We start from the raw sequence: 18068 nt of genomic DNA on the forward strand, positions 1-18068 counted from the left end.
AGTAACATGATAATGTTATTTTAATATCATTGTTGTGTGATTGTTTCTGAGAGGTAGTAAAATGGATATCGCGGTTATTGGCTCCAACATGGTGGATCTCATCACCTACATCAACCAGATGCCCAAAGAAGGGGAAACGCTGGAAGCACCCGCCTTTAAAATTGGTTGTGGCGGTAAAGGGGCAAATCAGGCCGTTGCGGCTGCTAAGCTCAACTCCAAAGTGCTGATGCTGACGAAAGTCGGTGATGATATTTTTGCGGATAACACCATTCGTAATCTCGAATCCTGGGGGATTAATACGACCTATGTCGAAAAGGTACCCTGCACCAGCAGCGGCGTTGCACCGATCTTTGTTAATGCAAACTCCAGCAACAGCATTCTGATTATTAAAGGTGCCAACAAGTTTCTCTCCCCGGAAGATATCGATCGCGCGGCGGAAGATCTGAAAAAGTGTCAACTTATTGTCCTGCAGCTGGAAGTACAGTTGGAAACGGTTTATCACGCGATTGAATTCGGTAAAAAACACGGTATTGAAGTGTTATTAAATCCCGCCCCTGCATTACGGGAATTAGATATGTCTTATGCCTGTAAATGCGATTTCTTCGTGCCAAATGAAACCGAGCTCGAAATATTAACCGGTATGCCGGTGGATACCTATGACCATATTCGCGCCGCGGCACGTTCTTTGGTCGATAAAGGTCTGAACAATATTATCGTCACCATGGGGGAGAAAGGCGCTCTGTGGATGACGCGTGACCAGGAAGTCCATGTCCCGGCGTTTAAAGTGAACGCTGTCGATACCAGTGGCGCAGGTGACGCTTTCATCGGTTGTTTTGCCCACTATTACGTTCAAAGCGGTGATGTCGAAGCCGCCATGAAAAAAGCCGCTCTCTTCGCTGCATTCAGCGTTACCGGGAAAGGCACTCAATCATCTTATCCAAGCATCGAACAATTTAATGAGTTTCTTACCTTAAACGAATAATACTCCTGCATTGTAAAAGGTAGCACTATGAACGATAAAAACATCATTCAGATGCCCGACGGCTATCTGAATAAGACGCCTCTGTTCCAGTTTATTTTGTTATCCTGTTTATTCCCTTTATGGGGATGCGCAGCCGCATTAAATGATATTCTGATTACGCAATTCAAAAGCGTATTTTCACTCAGCAACTTTGCTTCGGCATTAGTTCAGAGTGCCTTTTATGGCGGTTATTTTTTAATTGCGATTCCGGCATCTTTGGTGATTAAAAAGACCAGTTATAAAATCGCCATCTTAATGGGACTGACCCTTTATATTGTTGGCTGTACGCTCTTTTTCCCGGCATCGCACATGGCCACCTACACCATGTTCCTCGCGGCAATTTTTGCGATTGCGATTGGCCTGAGCTTCCTGGAAACTGCAGCCAACACCTACAGCTCCATGATTGGCCCAAAAGCGTATGCCACCCTGCGCCTGAACATCAGCCAGACCTTTTACCCCATTGGCGCAGCCGCCGGTATTCTGCTGGGTAAATATCTGGTCTTCTCTGAAGGCGAGAGTCTGGAAAAACAGATGGCTGGGATGAACGCGGAGCAGATCCACAACTTTAAAGTGTTGATGCTGGAAAATACCCTTGAGCCTTACAAGTACATGATTATGGTGCTGGTTGTGGTGATGGTGTTGTTCCTGCTGACCCGCTTCCCGACCTGTAAAGTCGCGCAAACGGCGAGTCATAAACGTCCGTCAGCGATGGATACGCTGCGTTATCTGGCCAGCAATGCCCGTTTCCGCCGTGGGATTGTGGCGCAGTTCCTGTACGTGGGGATGCAGGTCGCGGTGTGGTCATTTACCATCCGTCTGGCGCTGGAATTGGGTGATATCAACGAGCGCGACGCCTCAACCTTCATGGTCTATAGCTTTGCCTGCTTCTTTATCGGCAAGTTTATCGCCAACATATTGATGACACGCTTCAATCCGGAAAAAGTGCTGATCCTCTACTCCATCATTGGCGCACTGTTTCTGGTCTATGTTGCGCTGGCGCCAAGCTTCAGCGCCGTGTACGTTGCCGTACTGGTGAGCGTCCTGTTTGGACCCTGCTGGGCGACAATCTATGCCGGTACGCTGGATACCGTGGATAACGAACATACTGAAATGGCGGGAGCAGTCATTGTCATGGCGATTGTTGGTGCAGCGGTGGTTCCGGCAATTCAGGGCTATGTGGCCGATATGTTCCACTCGCTACAACTCTCGTTCCTGGTCTCCATGTTGTGCTTCGTGTACGTCGGTATCTACTTCTGGCGTGAAAGCAAAGTGCGCAATAACCTGGCTGAAGCGACTGTTTCCTGAGGAGAGCGATCATGACAACACGTATCACGCTGTGGCGGGAACTCTTTGCAGAGCATCCGCGAATCTTACTGAAGAATAGCGACTTCACGGTTACCGCATTTCGTTACGCCAGCGGTGTGGAAGGGCTGAAGGTAGAAAACAGTCGTGGACATCTGGTTATTCTGCCCTGGATGGGGCAGATGATCTGGGATGCTCAGTTTGACGGGCATGAACTGACCATGCGCAACATGTTCAGTCAGCCGAAACCGGCTGCGGAAGTGGTAGCGACTTACGGCTGCTTTGCTTTCCACTCGGGTATATTGGCTAATGGCTGCCCTTCGCCGGAAGATTCTCACCCGTTGCATGGCGAAATGGCCTGTGCCGCGATGGATGAGGCCTGGCTGGAGCTGGAGGGAGAGAATTTGCGCGTGAGCGGACGCTACGAGTATGTGATGGGATTCGGTCATCATTATCAGGCGCATCCTGCGGTGATTATGCGCAAAGCGAGTGCGCTGTTTGATATTCAGATGGCGGTCACCAACCTCGCCTCAGTGGCAATGCCTTTACAGTATATGTGCCATATGAACTATGCCTACGTACCGGAAGCGACCTTCAGCCAGAATATCCCGGATGAAGCCATGAAGCTGCGTGAGTCGGTACCCGCGCATGTTAAGCCTACCGAGCAGTGGCTGGCGTTTAATCAGCGGATCATTCAGGGCGAGACCTCGCTGGGGCGCCTCAACGAGCCCGATTTTTACGATCCGGAAATCGTTTTCTTCGCTGACCAACTGGACCGATACACGGATAAGCCTGAATTTCGCATGATCGCACCTGATGGCACCACGTTCGTGACGCGTTTCTCCAGCGCGGAGCTGAATTATGTCACCCGTTGGATCCTCTATAACGGCGATCAGCAGGTGGCAGCCTTTGCCCTACCTGCGACCTGTCGCCCTGAAGGCTTCCTGGCGGCGCAGCGAAAAGGCACGTTGATTCAGCTAGAACCGCAGCACACCCGCACATTTACCGTCACAACTGGCATCGCCTGATCGCTCAAGGCTTAAACAGCAGCGCGTCGGAACACAAAATCCTTCAAGCTGCATAAGGCGGCAAGTCTGCTCACCTCAGAAGCTTACTCAAGTCAGTGACTGGGGTGAGCAGACCAAGCCAACGCAGAGGCTGCTTGAAGGATAAAGTGTATATCGTTAAGGTAAGCACGTTTTTTATCCCCCAGGACAGAACCCATGATCACCGTTGCCCTTATCGACGACCACACTATCGTCCGCTCCGGCTTTGCCCAGTTGCTGGGGCTGGAACCTGATTTGCAGGTTGTGGCTGAGTTCGGCTCAGGCAGTGAGGCGCTGGCGGGATTACCGGGACGTGGCGTGCAGGTATGTATCTGTGATATCTCGATGCCTGATATCTCCGGTCTTGAACTGTTAAGCCAGTTGCCAAAAGGGATGGCGATTATCATGCTCTCCGTCCACGACAGCCCGGCGCTGGTGGAGCAGGCGCTCAACGCGGGCGCGCGTGGTTTCCTTTCTAAACGCTGTAGCCCTGATGAGCTGATCGCGGCGGTGCATACCGTGGCGACCGGCGGCTGCTATTTGACGCCGGATATCGCCGTCAAACTGGCGGCTGGTCGTCAGGATCCGTTGACCAAACGCGAACGTCAGGTGGCGGAGAAACTGGCGCAAGGCATGGCGGTCAAAGAGATTGCCGCCGAACTGGGCCTGTCGCCGAAAACGGTGCACGTGCATCGCGCTAACCTGATGGAAAAACTGGGCGTTAGCAACGATGTCGAACTGGCCCGCCGGATGTTTGACGGCTGGCAATGAACACGCTCTGTTCCCGGTTAATCACCGTTGTTGCCTGCTTCTTTATCTTCTCTGCCGCGTGGTTCTGCTTGTGGAGTATCAGCCTGCACCTGGTTGAGCGCCCGGAGCTGGCGGTACTGCTGTTTCCGTTTGGCCTGCGTCTGGGGCTGATGCTGCAATGTCCACGCGGCTACTGGCCGGTGCTGCTGGGTGCGGAATGGCTGCTTCTTTTCTGGCTGGCGCAGGAAGTGGCGCTGGCTCACTTGCCACTTTTGATGATCGGGAGCTTCCTCACGTTACTCCCGGTGATGCTGATTTCGCGCTACCGCCATCAGCGCGACTGGCGCACGCTGCTGTTGCAGGGCGCGGCGCTGACGGCGGCGGCGTTGCTGCAATCGCTGCCCTGGCTTGGGCAAGGCGAAGAGGCGTGGAATGCCCTACTGCTGACGCTCACCGGTGGATTAACGCTGGCTCCGATCTGTCTGGTTTTCTGGCACTATCTTACCAGCACCACCTGGTTGCCGCTGGGTCCGGCGGTGGTGTCTCAGCCGGTGAACTGGCGCGGGCGGCATCTGGTCTGGTATCTGCTGCTGTTTAGCGTCAGCCTGTGGTTGCAGCTTGGCCTGCCCGATGAACTGTCACGCTTCACGCCGTTTTGCCTCGCGCTGCCGATCATTGCGCTCGCCTGGCACTACGGCTGGCAGGGGGCGCTGATTGCCACGTTAATGAACGCCATTGCGCTGATTGCCAGCCAGACCTGGCACGATCATCCCGTCGACCTGTTGCTCTCCCTGCTGGTGCAAAGCCTGACCGGGCTGCTGCTCGGCGCGGGGATCCAGCGTCTGCGCGAGCTTAACCAGTCGCTGCAAAACGAATTAGCGCGCAACCACCGTCTGGCGGAACGCCTGCTGGAGACCGAAGAGAGCGTGCGCCGGGATGTGGCGCGCGAACTGCACGATGATATCGGTCAGACCATCACCGCCATTCGCACCCAGGCGGGCATTGTCCAGCGGCTGGCGCCGGAAAACGCAGGGGTGAAGCGCAGCGGGGCGCATATCGAACAACTTTCTCTTGGCGTGTACGATTCGGTGCGTCGTCTGTTGGGTCGTCTGCGTCCGCGCCAGTTGGATGATCTCACGCTGGAACAAGCGATCCGCTCATTGATGCGTGAAATGGAGCTGGAAAGCCGTGGCATCGTCAGCCACCTTGACTGGCGAATTGACGAATTTGCACTCAGCGAAAGTCAGCGGGTGACGCTGTTTCGCGTCTGTCAGGAAGGGCTGAACAACATCGTTAAGCACGCCAACGCCAGCGCGGTGACGCTTCAGGGCTGGCAGCAGGATGAACGGCTGATGCTGGTGATTGAGGACGACGGCAGCGGCCTGCCGCCGGGGTCGAATCAGCAGGGATTTGGCCTCACCGGGATGCGTGAACGTATTACCGCCCTCGGGGGATCGCTCTCGATTTCCTGTACGCACGGCACGCGGGTCAGCGTGTCGTTACCCCAGCGTTATGTGTAAGGAGCGGTCATGTTTTCGTTTTTAAAATCCCCAGTCAGCGCGCCGCTCATCACCGATAAGCGTGAAGTGGATGCCCTCTACCGCTACTGGCGGCGGCATATTCTGACCACTATCTGGCTCGGCTACGCGCTGTTCTATTTCACACGCAAGAGCTTCAACGCCGCCGTACCGGATATCCTCACCAGCGGCGTGCTGACCCGCAGCGACATTGGTCTGCTGGCGACGCTGTTTTACATCACCTACGGCCTGTCGAAGTTTGTTTCCGGTATCGTCAGTGACCGTTCCAACGCCCGTTATTTTATGGGGTTTGGGCTTATCGCCACCGGCGTGGTGAACATTCTGTTTGGCTTCTCCACCTCGCTCTGGGCTTTTGCGGTGCTCTGGGCGCTGAACGCCTTTTTCCAGGGCTGGGGGTCGCCGGTCTGCGCGCGTTTATTGACTGCGTGGTATTCGCGTACCGAACGCGGCGGCTGGTGGGCGCTGTGGAATACTGCGCACAATGTTGGCGGGGCGCTAATCCCTATCGTGATGGCGGCGACGGCGCTGCACTACGGCTGGCGTGCCGGGATGATGATCGCCGGGCTGCTGGCGATTGTGGTGGGGGTTTTTCTCTGCTGGCGGCTGCGCGACAGGCCGCAGGCGATTGGTCTGCCGCCGATTGGCGACTGGCGCCATGATGAGCTGGAAATCGCCCAGCAGCAGGAAGGCGCAGGGCTGAGCCGTAAAGAGATCCTCACCCGCTATGTATTGCTGAATCCCTATATCTGGTTGCTGTCGCTGTGTTACGTGCTGGTGTACGTCGTCCGCGCCGCCATCAACGACTGGGGCAATCTGTATATGTCGGAGACGCTCGGCGTGGATCTGGTGACCGCCAATACCGCCGTGACCATGTTCGAATTGGGCGGATTTATCGGCGCGCTGGTCGCAGGCTGGGGCTCGGACAAACTGTTTAACGGCAACCGCGGTCCAATGAACCTGATTTTCGCTGCCGGAATTTTGCTCTCCGTGGGCTCGTTGTGGCTGATGCCGTTCGCCAGTTACGTGATGCAGGCGGCGTGCTTCTTCACCACCGGATTCTTCGTCTTCGGCCCGCAAATGCTGATCGGCATGGCGGCGGCGGAGTGCTCGCACAAAGAGGCAGCGGGCGCGGCAACCGGATTTGTCGGGCTGTTTGCCTATCTGGGGGCATCGCTTTCCGGCTGGCCGCTGGCGAAGGTGATGGAGGTCTGGCACTGGACCGGATTCTTTGTGGTGATCGCCATTGCGGCGGGGATTTCCGCGCTGCTGCTGCTGCCGTTTTTGAACGCCCAGGCTCCACGCGAACTCAACGAAGCGTGATGCACCTCACCTTTTTGCCCCGAGTAGGGCAAAACTAAGAAATTTTCCCGGTTTCACCTGGACGCTGTCTCAGGCGCGTCTCCCGGCTGATTTTTACAATGCCTGCCATTCGCAGGTATAAAAATTAGCTCGGGAGTGTCAAATGCTGGCCTTTCTAAACCAGGTACGCAAGCCGACCCTGGATCTGCCGCTCGATGTGCGGCGTAAAATGTGGTTCAAACCGTTCATGCAGTCCTATCTGGTGGTCTTTATTGGCTACCTGACCATGTATCTGATCCGCAAAAACTTCAACATCGCGCAGAACGACATGATCTCCACCTACGGGCTGAGCATGACGCAGCTGGGAATGATTGGCCTGGGCTTCTCCATCACCTACGGCGTGGGTAAAACGCTGGTTTCCTACTACGCAGACGGCAAAAATACCAAGCAGTTCCTGCCGTTTATGCTGATCCTCTCCGCCATCTGTATGCTCGGCTTCAGCGCCAGCATGGGGGCGGGTTCAACCAGCCTGTTCCTGATGATCGCCTTCTACGCGCTGAGCGGTTTTTTCCAGAGTACCGGCGGCTCGTGTAGCTATTCCACCATCACCAAATGGACGCCGCGTCGCAAGCGGGGTTCTTACCTCGGTATGTGGAATATCTCCCATAACCTCGGTGGTGCGGGTGCAGCTGGCGTGGCGCTGTTTGGCGCCAACTATCTGTTCGACGGTCACGTCATTGGTATGTTTATCTTCCCGTCGATTATCGCCCTGATTGTCGGCTTTATCGGCCTGCGCTACGGCAGCGACTCCCCGGAGTCTTATGGCCTCGGTAAAGCTGAAGAGCTGTTCGGCGAGGAGATAAGCGAAGAGGACAAAGAGACTGAAGAAAATGAGATGACCAAATGGCAGATCTTTGTTGAGTACGTGCTGAAAAACAAAGTGATCTGGCTGCTGTGCTTCTCCAACATTTTCCTGTACGTGGTGCGCATCGGTATCGACCAGTGGTCCACTGTCTACGCTTTCCAGGAGCTGAAGCTCTCCAAAGAGGTGGCGATTCAGGGCTTTACCCTGTTTGAAGTGGGCGCGTTGGTCGGCACGCTATTGTGGGGTTGGCTCTCTGACCTGGCTAACGGTCGTCGTGCGCTGGTAGCCTGCGTGGCGCTGGCGTTGATTATCGCAACTCTGGGCGTTTATCAGCACGCCAGCAACCAGTATGTCTATCTGGCTTCGCTGTTTGCGCTGGGCTTCCTGGTGTTTGGTCCTCAGCTGTTAATCGGCGTTGCAGCCGTCGGATTCGTACCGAAAAAAGCGATCGGCGCAGCCGATGGGATTAAAGGCACCTTCGCATATCTGATTGGTGACAGCTTCGCCAAGCTGGGTCTGGGGATGATTGCCGACGGCACGCCGATTTTCGGTCTGACCGGCTGGGCGGGCACGTTCGCCGCGCTGGATACCGCCGCCATCGGTTGTATCTGTCTGATGGCCATCGTGGCCGTGTTTGAAGAACGTAAAATTCGCCGCGAGAAAAAAATTCAACAATTGAAAGTCGCTTAAGTTAAGTGTGCATTGGTAACTTTTGCCCGCCTGAATGGCGGGCTTTTTTATGTCGCGGATCCATCCTGAATCGTGTTGATACGTTCAGTCGTCGACAGAGAGGAATTTGCCGTTATGATGGGCATCCTGTCTGGTAATGGATGTGCGCATGATTTGGATAATGCTGGCCACATTGGTCGTTGTTTTTGTAGTGGGTTTTCGGGTGTTGACATCCGGATCTCGACGGGCAATTCGCCGTCTGAGCGAGCGACTGAATATTGATGTTGTGCCGGTAGAGTCGATGATCGATCAGATGGGAAAAGTACAGGGTGAGGCTTTTTTACAGTACCTCCACCGCCCAGATGAATCGCATCTGCAAAATGCTGCCCAGGTGTTGTTGATCTGGCAAATCGTTATTGTCGACGGCAGTGAGTCGAATCTGCTGCAATGGCACCGTTGGCTGCAAAAAGCCCGATTGGCCACGCCGATTACTGACGCACAGGTGCGTCTGGCGCTCGGTTTTCTGCGCGAGATAGAGCCGGATATGCAGGAGTTTAATGCGTTTCAGATGCGCTATAACGCCTTTTTCCAGCCCGAAGATGGCGTGCACTGGCTACACTGACAGTCATGCCTGTTGGCGAATTAATTGTGCAAATATAAATTGATTTAATAGCTAATGGGCTATAATTTACCTATAGCTTATTAGCTATGAGGGATCGTTGATGTGGGAAGTGGAAACAACGGATGTTTTCGATAAATGGTTTGACGTACAGACCGAGGCGCTCAAGGAAGATATGCTCGCAGCGATGATGATTTTATCCGAGTATGGTCCTCAGTTAGGCAGGCCGTTTGCTGATACGGTAAATGCTTCTGCTTTTTCAAATATGAAAGAGTTGCGAGTGCAGCATCAGGGCAACCCGATTCGGGCGTTCTTCGTGTTTGATCCTTCTCGCCATGGCATCGTGTTATGCGCTGGCGACAAAACAGGGTTAAACGAGAAGAAATTCTATAAAGAGATGATCAGGCTTGCTGACGCTGAGTACCGAAATCACCTTAATAAGTAAGGAAAATTATGGCGACGCTTAAAGAATTGATGGCGAAACAAAGCCCGGAAAGCCAAGAGCGCATTGCTGAAAAAGTAGAAGTGCTACGTCAGGTGATTGCGTTAAATATGTTACGGGAAGAACTGAATCTCTCTCAGGCGGAACTTGCCTCGGCAATGGGCGTTAAGCAGCCAACAATCGCAAAAATGGAACAGGCGGATAACGATCCTCGTCTGTCGACGCTTAAGCGTTATGTCACGGCGTTAGGTGGCGAACTGAGCATTGATGTTAAGTTACCGACAGGTAAAAGAGTCGCGTTTCATCTTTAAAAATCCGTGTGGCCTGGATTTTGTGTTAGATGAAAGTAGTTGCCAAAACGTTAAATACGTCACAAATTTAATGTTACACTGCGTAACTTTTCTGCAATAACCCCACGCAGGTAACAAAATGAGTGAAGCTGTTGAACAAAAATCCCGCGCTGAGGCAAATGCCCGACCGAACTGGTCGGCGGTATTCGCCGTGGCGTTCTGCGTTGCCTGCCTGATAACCGTTGAGTTTCTGCCCGTTAGCCTGTTAACGCCGATGGCGCAGGATCTGGGGATTTCTGAAGGTGTTGCCGGACAATCGGTGACTGTGACGGCATTTGTTGCCATGTTCGCCAGCCTGTTTGTGACGCAAATTATCCAGGCGACCGATCGTCGCTACGTGGTGATCGTGTTTTCGGTGCTGCTGACGCTCTCCTGCCTGTTGGTTTCCTTTGCCAACTCTTTTTCACTGCTGCTCATTGGCCGCGCCTGTCTCGGTCTGGCGCTTGGCGGATTCTGGGCGATGTCGGCGTCGCTGACCATGCGTCTGGTTCCCGCCCGTACGGTACCGAAAGCGCTGTCGGTGATTTTTGGCGCGGTCTCTGTCGCGCTGGTGATTGCCGCGCCGCTGGGGAGTTTTTTGGGCGGTATTATCGGCTGGCGCAACGTGTTTAATGCGGCGGCGGTAATGGGCGTGCTGTGCACGATTTGGGTGGTGAGAGCGCTGCCGTCGTTGCCAGGTGAACCTTCGCATCAGAAACAAAATATGTTCATCCTGCTGCAGCGCCCGGGGGTGATGGCCGGGATGATTGCCATCTTTATGTCCTTTGCCGGACAGTTCGCCTTCTTTACCTATATTCGCCCGATCTATATGAATCTGGCAGGCTTTGAAGTTGATGGCCTGACGTTGGTGCTGCTGAGTTTTGGTATCGCCAGCTTTGTCGGGACGTCGCTCTCCTCGGTAGTTCTGAAGCGCTCGGTCAAACTGGCCTTAGCCGGTGCGCCGCTGGTGCTGGCGCTTAGCGCGCTGGTCCTGATCCTGTGGGGTAGCGACAAAGTTGTGGCGGCAGGTATTGCGATTATCTGGGGCCTGGCGTTTGCGTTGGTTCCGGTCGGCTGGTCGACGTGGATCACCCGATCGCTTGCCGATCAGGCAGAAAAAGCTGGATCCGTCCAGGTCGCCGTGATCCAGCTTGCCAATACCTGCGGGGCAGCGGTGGGAGGCTATGCGCTCGATAACCTCGGACTGCTTTCGCCCCTGATGCTTTCCGGCAGCCTGATGCTGCTGACGGCGCTTCTGGTCACGATGAAGGTCAGAATACAGTGAGATTGTTGCCTGATGGCGCGCAGCTTTCAGGCAACATCGTTATCTGACGACTGAATCAATCAAAACCATTGTTTTCGGCGGTATGGGCAAACCATTCGCCGCTTTTCTTCACCGTACGTTTTTGCGTATCTAAATCTAACTGGACAAAACCGTAGCGGTTTTTATATCCGTTGAGCCAGGACCAGTTATCAATAAAGGTCCACATATGGTAGCCAAGACAATTACACCCTTCGCTAATGCCTTTATGTAGCCATTTAAGATGCGCAGAAACAAATTCAATACGGTAGCTGTCGTTGATTTGGTCCTGCTGAATAAAACGTTGCTCATTTTCGACTCCCATGCCGTTTTCAGAAATAAAACAGCGCGGGTTGCCGTAGTTATCACGCAGATTAGTAATAATATCGTAAATACCTGGCTCGTAAATTTCCCAGCCACGGTAAGGGTTCATTTTACGCCCCGGCATTTCGTAATAATCAAACAGCCACTCCGGCATAAACGGCGCGTCAGGATTGACGGCAGTATCACGACATTTCACGCGGCGCGGCTGATAATAATTAATACCGAGCAGGTCGATTTTGCCATCGGCGATGAGCTGACTGTCGCCTGGCTGACATGCTGGGAGTTGATCGTACTCTTTTAGCAGCTCTATCAGATCCGCCGGATATTCACCTTTTAGCACCGGGTCAAGGAAGCTGCGGTTAAACAGCAGATCCGCATGGTGCGCAGCTTTTACATCCGCTGGGTGTTGTGAGCGCGGATAAGAGGGCGTTAAATTCAGGATCACACCGATTTCACCGTCATAACTACCGGCGTGATATGCGCGCACTGCTGTGGAATGCGCCAGTACGGTGTGATACGCCACGGTGGCCGCGCGTTTGAAATCCACCACATTAGGGTAATGGAAGTCATACAGATAGCCGCCTTCTACCGGGACAATCGGTTCGTTAAAGGTGAACCAGTGCTTCACCCGATTGCCGAACAAGGTAAAACAGGTTTGTGCGTAGCGACCAAACGCCTCAACCACATCACGGTTTTCCCAGCCACCTTTCTCCTGCATCACCATCGGCATATCGAAGTGGAACAGGGTGATAAATGGCGTAATGCCTTGCGCCAGCAGCTCATCGATGACGTTGTTATAGAAATCAACTGCCTGCGGGTTGACGTCGCCAGTACCGTCCGGGATCAGTCGTGACCAACTGATTGAAGTGCGGAAGCTGTTGTGCTTCAGCTGTTTGAGCAGTGCGATGTCCTGTTTCCAGTGCTGATAAAAGGTCGAGGTGTTCGCCGGGCCAACCCCCTGATGGAAACGCCCAGGCTGGCGGTCGAACCACACGTCCCATGTCGTCTGGCTTTTGCCGCCGTTCAGACTATCCCCTTCGGTTTGCAGCGCCGAGCAGGCACTGCCCCACCAAAAGTTTTCGGGAAAACGGTATCGCATTATCTTGCTCCTTGATGTGTTTCATTTCCCTACACAATAGGCGATTTTGCAAAACAGAAACCGGTTACAGCACTCGTTTTTCAATGCGATAGTTACAAATCCGGGCATTCAACTTTGCCCAGCGCTTCCCAGTAGTTGTTCTGATTGTTTCTTTGTATTGCCAGAATGGCTTCGCGGATGTGTTGCTGATTACGCGTATCAGCCATAATCGTTTTTTCCCACACCTCATCCGATGGCGACCCCTGCGGGGTACAAATCTTGCGTAAATCCTTCAATACGGTGTTTTTTTCATGAACGGACTGTAGAGAGCCATAAGCCGAATCGGCCTGCGCCAAACCCGGCAGCATGAAAAGAATGGCAATAAGCGGAAAAACGGCTTGTTTCATGATAATAATCCTTGTTGTCGATGCGCATCATCTCAAGAGTAAGTGTAGACGGCATGCGCCTCACTCATCAGCCTGTGTTAATTTCTAAAAAGAAAATCAGCCAGAAGTTTTAGTTTTTCAGGAGGATAGGATGCAAATACAGATTACAGATACCATTACTGAAGACGATCAAAATGCTCTGCTTGTTGGATTGCGCGCCTACAATCGCCAGTTCCTGAGGACCACCAATTTTGGCGACCTGGCGGTGTACTGGCGCGATGAGCACAATAAAATACTGGGCGGGCTGATCGGTAAAATCAAAGGCGAATGGCTGTGCATTGATTTCCTGTGGATGCATGACTCGCTGCGTAAAGGCGGTTACGGCACAAAGTTGATGCAGGCCGCTGAACAGACGGCGCGTGAGAGAGGATGCCTGCATGCGCTGGTGGACACGATGAGTTTCCAGGCGCTGCCGTTTTATCAGAAAAACGGCTATCAGTTGCAAATGACCCTCGATAACTTTCCAGAAACCGGTTCCGCGCGCCATTATTTGTCGAAAACGTTTTGATGACCGGAAGGACTGCAAAAGGGATGACTTGAAGGCAAACAGGAAGAAGCGTTGCGGATAGCCCAAGCCATGCTTGAAAAGGGGATTGATCGTGAACTGGTGCTAATTATTACTGGGCTTTCCTTTGATGACCTAACGGCACATTCCGACTCATTTTCCTTTTCGCATTATGCTTTTTTCTTCTTGCTGATGCTTTTTCGTTTTATAAACCGCAGCGGCCTTCCCGCTATAGTCATTTCATTACTCATCAGGCGGTTATTGCAAAAGGATAAAACGTGAAACTGAAAATACCTTATTTCGGGGCTGGGGCGGCGTTATTACTGGCGGGATTATTGCTGGCAGGATGCGATCAGCAGAACAATGATGCAAAGCATATTAAAGTGGGCGTGATTAACGGCGCAGAGCAGGATGTGGCGGAAGTCGCGAAGAAAGTCGCTAAAGAAAAATATGGCCTGGAGGTGGAATTGGTGGGGTTTAGCGGTTCTCTGCTGCCCAACGATGCCACTAATCATGGTGAGCTGGATGCCAACGTCTTCCAGCATCGTCCGTTCCTTGAACAAGATAATAAAGCGCACGGCTATAAGCTAGTAGCGGTGGGCAATACCTTTGTGTTCCCGATGGCGGGTTATTCGAAGAAAATCAAAACCGTTGCTGAACTAAAAGACGGTGCGACGATTGCGATACCTAACGATCCGACCAACCTTGGGCGGGCGCTGTTGCTGCTACAAAAAGAGAAGTTAATCACTCTGAAAGCGGATACCGGCCTGCTGCCAACGGCGCTGGATATTACGGATAATCCGCGACATCTGAAAATTATGGAACTGGAAGGGGCGCAGCTACCGCGCGTGCTGGACGATCAAAAAGTGGATGTGGCGATTATCAGTACCACCTACATCCAGCAAACCGGGCTTTCTCCGGTACATGACAGCGTATTTATCGAAGACAAAAATTCACCGTACGTGAACATTCTCGTGGCGAGAGAAGACAATAAAGATGCCGAGAATGTGAAAGAATTCCTGCAATCTTATCAGTCACCGGAAGTGGCGAAGGCGGCAGAAACTATCTTTAACGGCGGCGCAGTTCCGGGCTGGTAATCGTCACCCGTTGTCGCGCCAGTTGGGGTTAAACCGCTCTGGCGCGGCGACGTGAGTCCATTGAGATAAGCACTACCGATGAGAGGATCAAAAGCGTACCCAGCCAGTCTGGAAGGGTAAAGGTGATGCCTAACAGCAGCAGGGACAGCAACGCACTGCTCAACGGTTCCGCGCAGCTTAAAATGCTCGCTTTCGGTCCGCCAATCATCTGCGCGCCTTTCAGGTACAGGCTAAACGTGAGTGACGTGCCGATGACCACCAGATAGAAAAACGCCAGAATTAAACTGCCATTCACCACGAAATGAGTTCCCTGCCCGGCATAGAACGGCAGTAGGATCATTCCACCGATTAACATACTCCAGCCGACGACCGGTAATGTTCCGTAGCGCGCGATGAGCGTTGAGGGGTAGGTGGTATAGAACGCGGCAGCAAACGCCGAGGCTATTCCCCAAAACAGCGCGGCAGCTGAGATAGATAACGACGTCGGGTTACCGTGGGTGACCAGTAAGAAAGTACCGATGAGCGAGGTGAAGATCGCCGTCAGCACTAAAACCCCCGGCCGCGCTTTGCGCACCACGGAGAACCACGCCACGATAATGGTCGGTGACAAAAATTGCAGCACCGTCGCGGTGGCGGCGTTGGATTTTTCGATGGTCAGCAGGAAGGTTAGCTGTACGGTGAGTGCCCCGACCACGGAAAAAATCAGCAGGCTGATGGCGTCCTTGCGGTTTTTGATAATGGAGAATACGTTGTCGCCGTGAACGAAAGAGAGCATCAGCAGAATTAGCCCCGCGAAAATCAGGCGCGTCATGGTCAGAAACTGCGACGACATCTGGCTTTGTTCCATGATGTACTGCGCGCAAACGCCTGAACTTCCCCATAATACGGCGGCAATCAGGACGTTCATCATCCCTCTTCTGGTGGAACTCATCTTTCCCTCTGCATGTTGTTTTGTTTTATTTGTGTGCAGGCATCATAGCAGAGATAGCGAAGCGAGTGAGACATGACGGGCACAGCCCCCTACATCGCAGGGGGCTTCGGCAGTCATCTTACGGCGCAATCGGCGTCAGATAATCCAGTCGTAGCGGTTCGGCCAGCAGCTCGTTCATTTGCAGAATAAACGCCTGGAAATGGGGCAGGGCGATATGCTCGTCCAGACCGGCCTGACCGCGCCAGGATTCACGAACGTAGAAGACATCCGGTGTGTCGCGCAACTGGAACAGGGCATACTCAATATTGCCCGGCTCCTGGCGCGTGGGCAGCAGCAGAGCCTGCAGCGCCTGTTTCAGTGCGTCGATTTTCCCCGGTCTGGCTTTCAGTACCGCAATAATTGAAATCACCTCTGAATCAGACATGTTAAAACCCCTCCAGCACAATCTTGCCGACTGAACGACCGGTTTCAATTTGCGCGTGCGCTTTTTGCAAATTCGCCGCGTTGATTGCGCCAAAATGCTCACCCAGTGTGGTGCGAATGGTGTTGTCATCGATCAACTGTGCCACGCGGGTTAATAGCTGATGCTGCGCAATGATGTCGTGGGTGGTAAACATCGAACGGGTAAACATAAATTCCCAGTGCAGCGAAATGCTTTTGGCCTTCAGTGGACGTGCATCGAGGGTTTGCGGATCGTCAATCAGCGCCAGTTTGCCCTGCGGCGCCAGGGCGGCAATAATTTGCGGGTAGTGCTGCTCGGTATTGTTCAGGCTGGCAACGTGCGTCACCTCTTTAATGCCTATCCGAGCCAGCTCTTCCATCAGCGGCTTGCTGTGGTCAATCACATGATGAGCGCCTGCTTCACGTACCCATTTCTGGCTCTGTGGACGTGAAGCGGTACCGATGACAGTCATTTTGGTCAGCTTACTGGCCAGTTGCGTCAGGATAGAACCGACGCCGCCAGCAGCGCCAACAATCAATAACACATCATTTTCATTGCCATTTTCCTCAACGCCCAGACGGTCGAACAGCATTTCCCAGGCGGTGATGGCGGTCAGCGGCAGTGCCGCGGCAGAAGCATTGTCCAGCGATTGCGGCTTCAGCGCGGTAATACGTTCATCAACCAGCTGAAATTCACTGTTACTGCCAGCACGACCCAGCGCACCGGCATACCAGACTTCATCGCCAGGAGCGAACAGGGTGACTGCTTCACCCACGGACTTCACTACGCCAACGGCGTCCCAACCCAGCACGCGGGGCACATCAGCGTTAAAACCTTCGCGGACCTTGGTGTCAACGGGATTGACGGAAATGGCCTTCACTTCAACCAGCAGATCGTGCCCGGAGGCGACGGGCATGGGCAGGTCAATCTCTTGTAAAAATTCAATGTTACTGCCGTCGGTTGCGGCGCGGGTAATAGCGATGGCTTTCATAATCTCTCCGGTTAATAAACCTTCTATCTGTTGAATAATTCGATGGTAAACCGGTAGCAGAACGGGAAAAATAGCCCTTCGGCGACAGGACTTATACTCGGGGAGTGAAAATGTTCCGGCTTGAAGATCTCACGTTGTTTGTCCGCGCCGCGGCGCTAAATAGTTTTAGCGATGCCGCACGCGAAGTCGGCGTTCAGCCTGCTCAGGTCAGTTCTGCTATTAAGCGCCTGGAGTCTACGCTGGCTATCCGCTTGTTCGCCCGCTCCACGCGCAGTCTGCGCCTGACGCCGGAAGGTGAGGTCTGGCTACCTTATGCCCGCCAGATGCTGGACGTGATGCATGCCGGACTGCAAAAAATTCAGACCCCGGAAGATGAAGTTTCAGGCACGCTGCAAATCGCCGTACCTTCCGATCTCGGTCGGAACCTACTGCTGCCGGTCTTTCAGTCGTTTCGACGCCGCTATCCCGCGCTGCGCCTGCGGATTTTTTTCTCCGACCAGGTGACGGATGTCTTTAAAGACCCCGTCGATGTAGCGTTTCGCTATGGCAACACCGAAGACGCATCTTACATTGCGCTGCCTGTCGCATCGGGTAACCGACGCGTGCTGGTGGCATCACCGGAATGGGTTGTGCAAAACGGCGCGCCGCAAACTCCGGATGATTTAACACAGCTCAACGCCATGACCTTCGTTTTACGCGGACGCCTGCACGATCGCTGGACGTTTACGCATAACGGCGAGGTTAGCAGTGTGCAGGTTAACGGCACCATTATGAGCGACGATGCTGAAGTAATCCGACGGCTGGCGATTGCCGGAGAAGGCATCGCGTACAAGTCGTGGCTGGATGTCAGCGAGGATGTGCGTGATGGACGATTGCAGCTACTGATGCCTGATTACCTGGGCGAGAAAGCCCCGCTGAATATGATTTGCCCACATCGTAAGCAGCTTTCAACGGCTGTCCGTCTGCTGCATGACGCCGTGAAGGCGCGGTGTGACACGTTGGGCATTTCCCCGTGAGGTGTTCAATCGCAGGAATATTATTCGATAGTCATACGCATAAATAATAGCTAATCTC

At 53.4% G+C, this 18068-nt stretch carries 19 protein-coding genes and 1 pseudogene; 15 read left to right on the forward strand and 5 right to left on the reverse strand.

Annotated features, from left to right (window positions below; genetic code table 11):
• Window positions 1–61 precede the first annotated feature (61 nt).
• From rbsK to nepI, 11 genes are all read left to right on the forward strand, one after another.
• The gene (gene rbsK / locus HV302_RS00165) at window positions 62–982 is read left to right on the forward strand and encodes a ribokinase (RefSeq protein WP_003827124.1); all 921 of its coding nucleotides are present in this window, start codon (window positions 62–64) and stop codon (window positions 980–982) included.
• 27 nt (window positions 983–1009) lie between these two features.
• Window positions 1010–2326: an L-fucose:H+ symporter permease gene (gene fucP / locus HV302_RS00170; RefSeq protein ID WP_003023919.1), complete on the forward strand. Its 1317-nt coding sequence runs from the start codon at window positions 1010–1012 to the stop codon at window positions 2324–2326.
• An 11-nt stretch (window positions 2327–2337) separates the two neighbouring features.
• Window positions 2338–3351 carry an aldose 1-epimerase family protein gene (locus HV302_RS00175; protein WP_137379365.1) on the forward strand — a complete coding sequence of 338 codons (1014 nt, stop codon included), beginning with the start codon at window positions 2338–2340 and terminating at the stop codon, window positions 3349–3351.
• Window positions 3352–3546: 195 nt separating this feature from the next.
• Window positions 3547–4140: a transcriptional regulator UhpA gene (gene uhpA / locus HV302_RS00180; RefSeq protein ID WP_016155044.1), complete on the forward strand. Its 594-nt coding sequence runs from the start codon at window positions 3547–3549 to the stop codon at window positions 4138–4140.
• A complete protein-coding gene (uhpB, locus tag HV302_RS00185; protein ID WP_046276192.1) occupies window positions 4137–5639 on the forward strand; it encodes a signal transduction histidine-protein kinase/phosphatase UhpB in 1503 nt (500 codons plus the stop codon). Before uhpA ends, uhpB begins: the two co-directional genes overlap by 4 nt.
• Before the next feature lie 9 nt (window positions 5640–5648).
• A complete protein-coding gene (locus HV302_RS00190) occupies window positions 5649–6977 on the forward strand; it encodes an MFS transporter (RefSeq protein ID WP_094168875.1) in 1329 nt (442 codons plus the stop codon).
• A 142-nt stretch (window positions 6978–7119) separates the two neighbouring features.
• Entirely contained in the window at window positions 7120–8511 is a 1392-nt protein-coding gene (gene uhpT, locus HV302_RS00195; protein ID WP_003023929.1) for a hexose-6-phosphate:phosphate antiporter, read from the forward strand.
• 148 nt (window positions 8512–8659) lie between these two features.
• Window positions 8660–9112, forward strand: coding sequence for a DUF1198 family protein (locus HV302_RS00200; protein WP_016157801.1), 453 nt, complete (start codon window positions 8660–8662; stop codon window positions 9110–9112).
• A gap of 100 nt (window positions 9113–9212) precedes the next feature.
• On the forward strand, window positions 9213–9554 hold the full coding sequence (locus tag HV302_RS00205; RefSeq protein ID WP_016157800.1) for a type II toxin-antitoxin system RelE/ParE family toxin: 342 nt from the start codon (window positions 9213–9215) through the stop codon (window positions 9552–9554).
• Between the two features lie 8 nt (window positions 9555–9562).
• Window positions 9563–9862: a helix-turn-helix domain-containing protein gene (locus HV302_RS00210; protein WP_016157799.1), complete on the forward strand. Its 300-nt coding sequence runs from the start codon at window positions 9563–9565 to the stop codon at window positions 9860–9862.
• A 118-nt stretch (window positions 9863–9980) separates the two neighbouring features.
• On the forward strand, window positions 9981–11165 hold the full coding sequence (gene nepI, locus HV302_RS00215) for a purine ribonucleoside efflux pump NepI (protein WP_094169436.1): 1185 nt from the start codon (window positions 9981–9983) through the stop codon (window positions 11163–11165).
• Between the two features lie 55 nt (window positions 11166–11220).
• On the opposite strand, the gene HV302_RS00220 is transcribed toward nepI, so the two are convergent.
• Together HV302_RS00220 and HV302_RS00225 are read right to left on the reverse strand one after the other, a co-directional pair.
• A complete protein-coding gene (locus HV302_RS00220; protein WP_016157797.1) occupies window positions 11221–12603 on the reverse strand; it encodes a glycoside hydrolase family 1 protein in 1383 nt (460 codons plus the stop codon).
• A 92-nt stretch (window positions 12604–12695) separates the two neighbouring features.
• The gene (locus tag HV302_RS00225) at window positions 12696–12989 is read right to left on the reverse strand and encodes a YicS family protein (protein ID WP_016155038.1); all 294 of its coding nucleotides are present in this window, start codon (window positions 12987–12989) and stop codon (window positions 12696–12698) included.
• Between the two features lie 130 nt (window positions 12990–13119).
• On the opposite strand from HV302_RS00225, the gene HV302_RS00230 reads away from it, so the two are divergent.
• The 3 genes and pseudogenes from HV302_RS00230 (at window position 13120) to nlpA (ending at window position 14630) form a co-directional block, all read left to right on the forward strand.
• On the forward strand, window positions 13120–13536 hold the full coding sequence (locus HV302_RS00230; RefSeq protein WP_016157796.1) for a GNAT family N-acetyltransferase: 417 nt from the start codon (window positions 13120–13122) through the stop codon (window positions 13534–13536).
• A gap of 30 nt (window positions 13537–13566) precedes the next feature.
• Window positions 13567–13683 (forward strand): annotated as a pseudogene (locus HV302_RS28100) (ISNCY family transposase); the annotation flags it as partial.
• 128 nt (window positions 13684–13811) lie between these two features.
• Window positions 13812–14630: a lipoprotein NlpA gene (gene nlpA / locus HV302_RS00235; RefSeq protein WP_016157795.1), complete on the forward strand. Its 819-nt coding sequence runs from the start codon at window positions 13812–13814 to the stop codon at window positions 14628–14630.
• A gap of 28 nt (window positions 14631–14658) precedes the next feature.
• Here nlpA and HV302_RS00240 read toward each other — a convergent pair whose 3' ends face one another.
• The 3 genes from HV302_RS00240 to HV302_RS00250 form a co-directional block, all read right to left on the reverse strand.
• Window positions 14659–15561, reverse strand: coding sequence for a carboxylate/amino acid/amine transporter (locus tag HV302_RS00240; protein ID WP_016155035.1), 903 nt, complete (start codon window positions 15559–15561; stop codon window positions 14659–14661).
• Between the two features lie 118 nt (window positions 15562–15679).
• On the reverse strand, window positions 15680–15985 hold the full coding sequence (locus tag HV302_RS00245; RefSeq protein ID WP_046276186.1) for a putative quinol monooxygenase: 306 nt from the start codon (window positions 15983–15985) through the stop codon (window positions 15680–15682).
• 1 nt (window position 15986) lies between these two features.
• Window positions 15987–16994 carry a zinc-binding alcohol dehydrogenase family protein gene (locus HV302_RS00250; RefSeq protein WP_016155033.1) on the reverse strand — a complete coding sequence of 336 codons (1008 nt, stop codon included), beginning with the start codon at window positions 16992–16994 and terminating at the stop codon, window positions 15987–15989.
• Window positions 16995–17104: 110 nt separating this feature from the next.
• Between HV302_RS00250 and HV302_RS00255 the strand changes: the two genes are divergently transcribed.
• Entirely contained in the window at window positions 17105–18010 is a 906-nt protein-coding gene (locus HV302_RS00255) for a LysR family transcriptional regulator (RefSeq protein WP_016155032.1), read from the forward strand.
• The last annotated feature ends 58 nt before the right edge of the window (window positions 18011–18068 follow it).

It is taken from the genome of Citrobacter sp. RHBSTW-00859, assembly GCF_013729795.1.
In the GTDB taxonomy this organism is placed as follows: Bacteria; Pseudomonadota; Gammaproteobacteria; order Enterobacterales; family Enterobacteriaceae; genus Citrobacter; species Citrobacter braakii.

Excerpts from the sequence above, each read along its gene's own strand:
- HV302_RS00175 (WP_137379365.1), top strand. The coding sequence starts at position 2,338 with ATGACAACACGTATCACGCTGTGGCGGGAACTCTTTGCAGAGCATCCG.
- HV302_RS00200 (WP_016157801.1), top strand. The coding sequence starts at position 8,660 with ATGATTTGGATAATGCTGGCCACATTGGTCGTTGTTTTTGTAGTGGGT.
- HV302_RS00205 (WP_016157800.1), top strand. The coding sequence starts at position 9,213 with ATGTGGGAAGTGGAAACAACGGATGTTTTCGATAAATGGTTTGACGTA.
- HV302_RS00230 (WP_016157796.1), top strand. The coding sequence starts at position 13,120 with ATGCAAATACAGATTACAGATACCATTACTGAAGACGATCAAAATGCT.
- HV302_RS00245 (WP_046276186.1), bottom strand. The coding sequence starts at position 15,985 with ATGTCTGATTCAGAGGTGATTTCAATTATTGCGGTACTGAAAGCCAGA.
- uhpT (WP_003023929.1), top strand. The coding sequence starts at position 7,120 with ATGCTGGCCTTTCTAAACCAGGTACGCAAGCCGACCCTGGATCTGCCG.
- HV302_RS00255 (WP_016155032.1), top strand. The coding sequence starts at position 17,105 with ATGTTCCGGCTTGAAGATCTCACGTTGTTTGTCCGCGCCGCGGCGCTA.
- nepI (WP_094169436.1), top strand. The coding sequence starts at position 9,981 with ATGAGTGAAGCTGTTGAACAAAAATCCCGCGCTGAGGCAAATGCCCGA.
- fucP (WP_003023919.1), top strand. The coding sequence starts at position 1,010 with ATGAACGATAAAAACATCATTCAGATGCCCGACGGCTATCTGAATAAG.
- uhpB (WP_046276192.1), top strand. The coding sequence starts at position 4,137 with ATGAACACGCTCTGTTCCCGGTTAATCACCGTTGTTGCCTGCTTCTTT.
- HV302_RS00225 (WP_016155038.1), bottom strand. The coding sequence starts at position 12,989 with ATGAAACAAGCCGTTTTTCCGCTTATTGCCATTCTTTTCATGCTGCCG.
- HV302_RS00210 (WP_016157799.1), top strand. The coding sequence starts at position 9,563 with ATGGCGACGCTTAAAGAATTGATGGCGAAACAAAGCCCGGAAAGCCAA.
- HV302_RS00250 (WP_016155033.1), bottom strand. The coding sequence starts at position 16,994 with ATGAAAGCCATCGCTATTACCCGCGCCGCAACCGACGGCAGTAACATT.
- HV302_RS00190 (WP_094168875.1), top strand. The coding sequence starts at position 5,649 with ATGTTTTCGTTTTTAAAATCCCCAGTCAGCGCGCCGCTCATCACCGAT.
- HV302_RS00240 (WP_016155035.1), bottom strand. The coding sequence starts at position 15,561 with ATGAGTTCCACCAGAAGAGGGATGATGAACGTCCTGATTGCCGCCGTA.
- rbsK (WP_003827124.1), top strand. The coding sequence starts at position 62 with ATGGATATCGCGGTTATTGGCTCCAACATGGTGGATCTCATCACCTAC.
- uhpA (WP_016155044.1), top strand. The coding sequence starts at position 3,547 with ATGATCACCGTTGCCCTTATCGACGACCACACTATCGTCCGCTCCGGC.
- HV302_RS00220 (WP_016157797.1), bottom strand. The coding sequence starts at position 12,603 with ATGCGATACCGTTTTCCCGAAAACTTTTGGTGGGGCAGTGCCTGCTCG.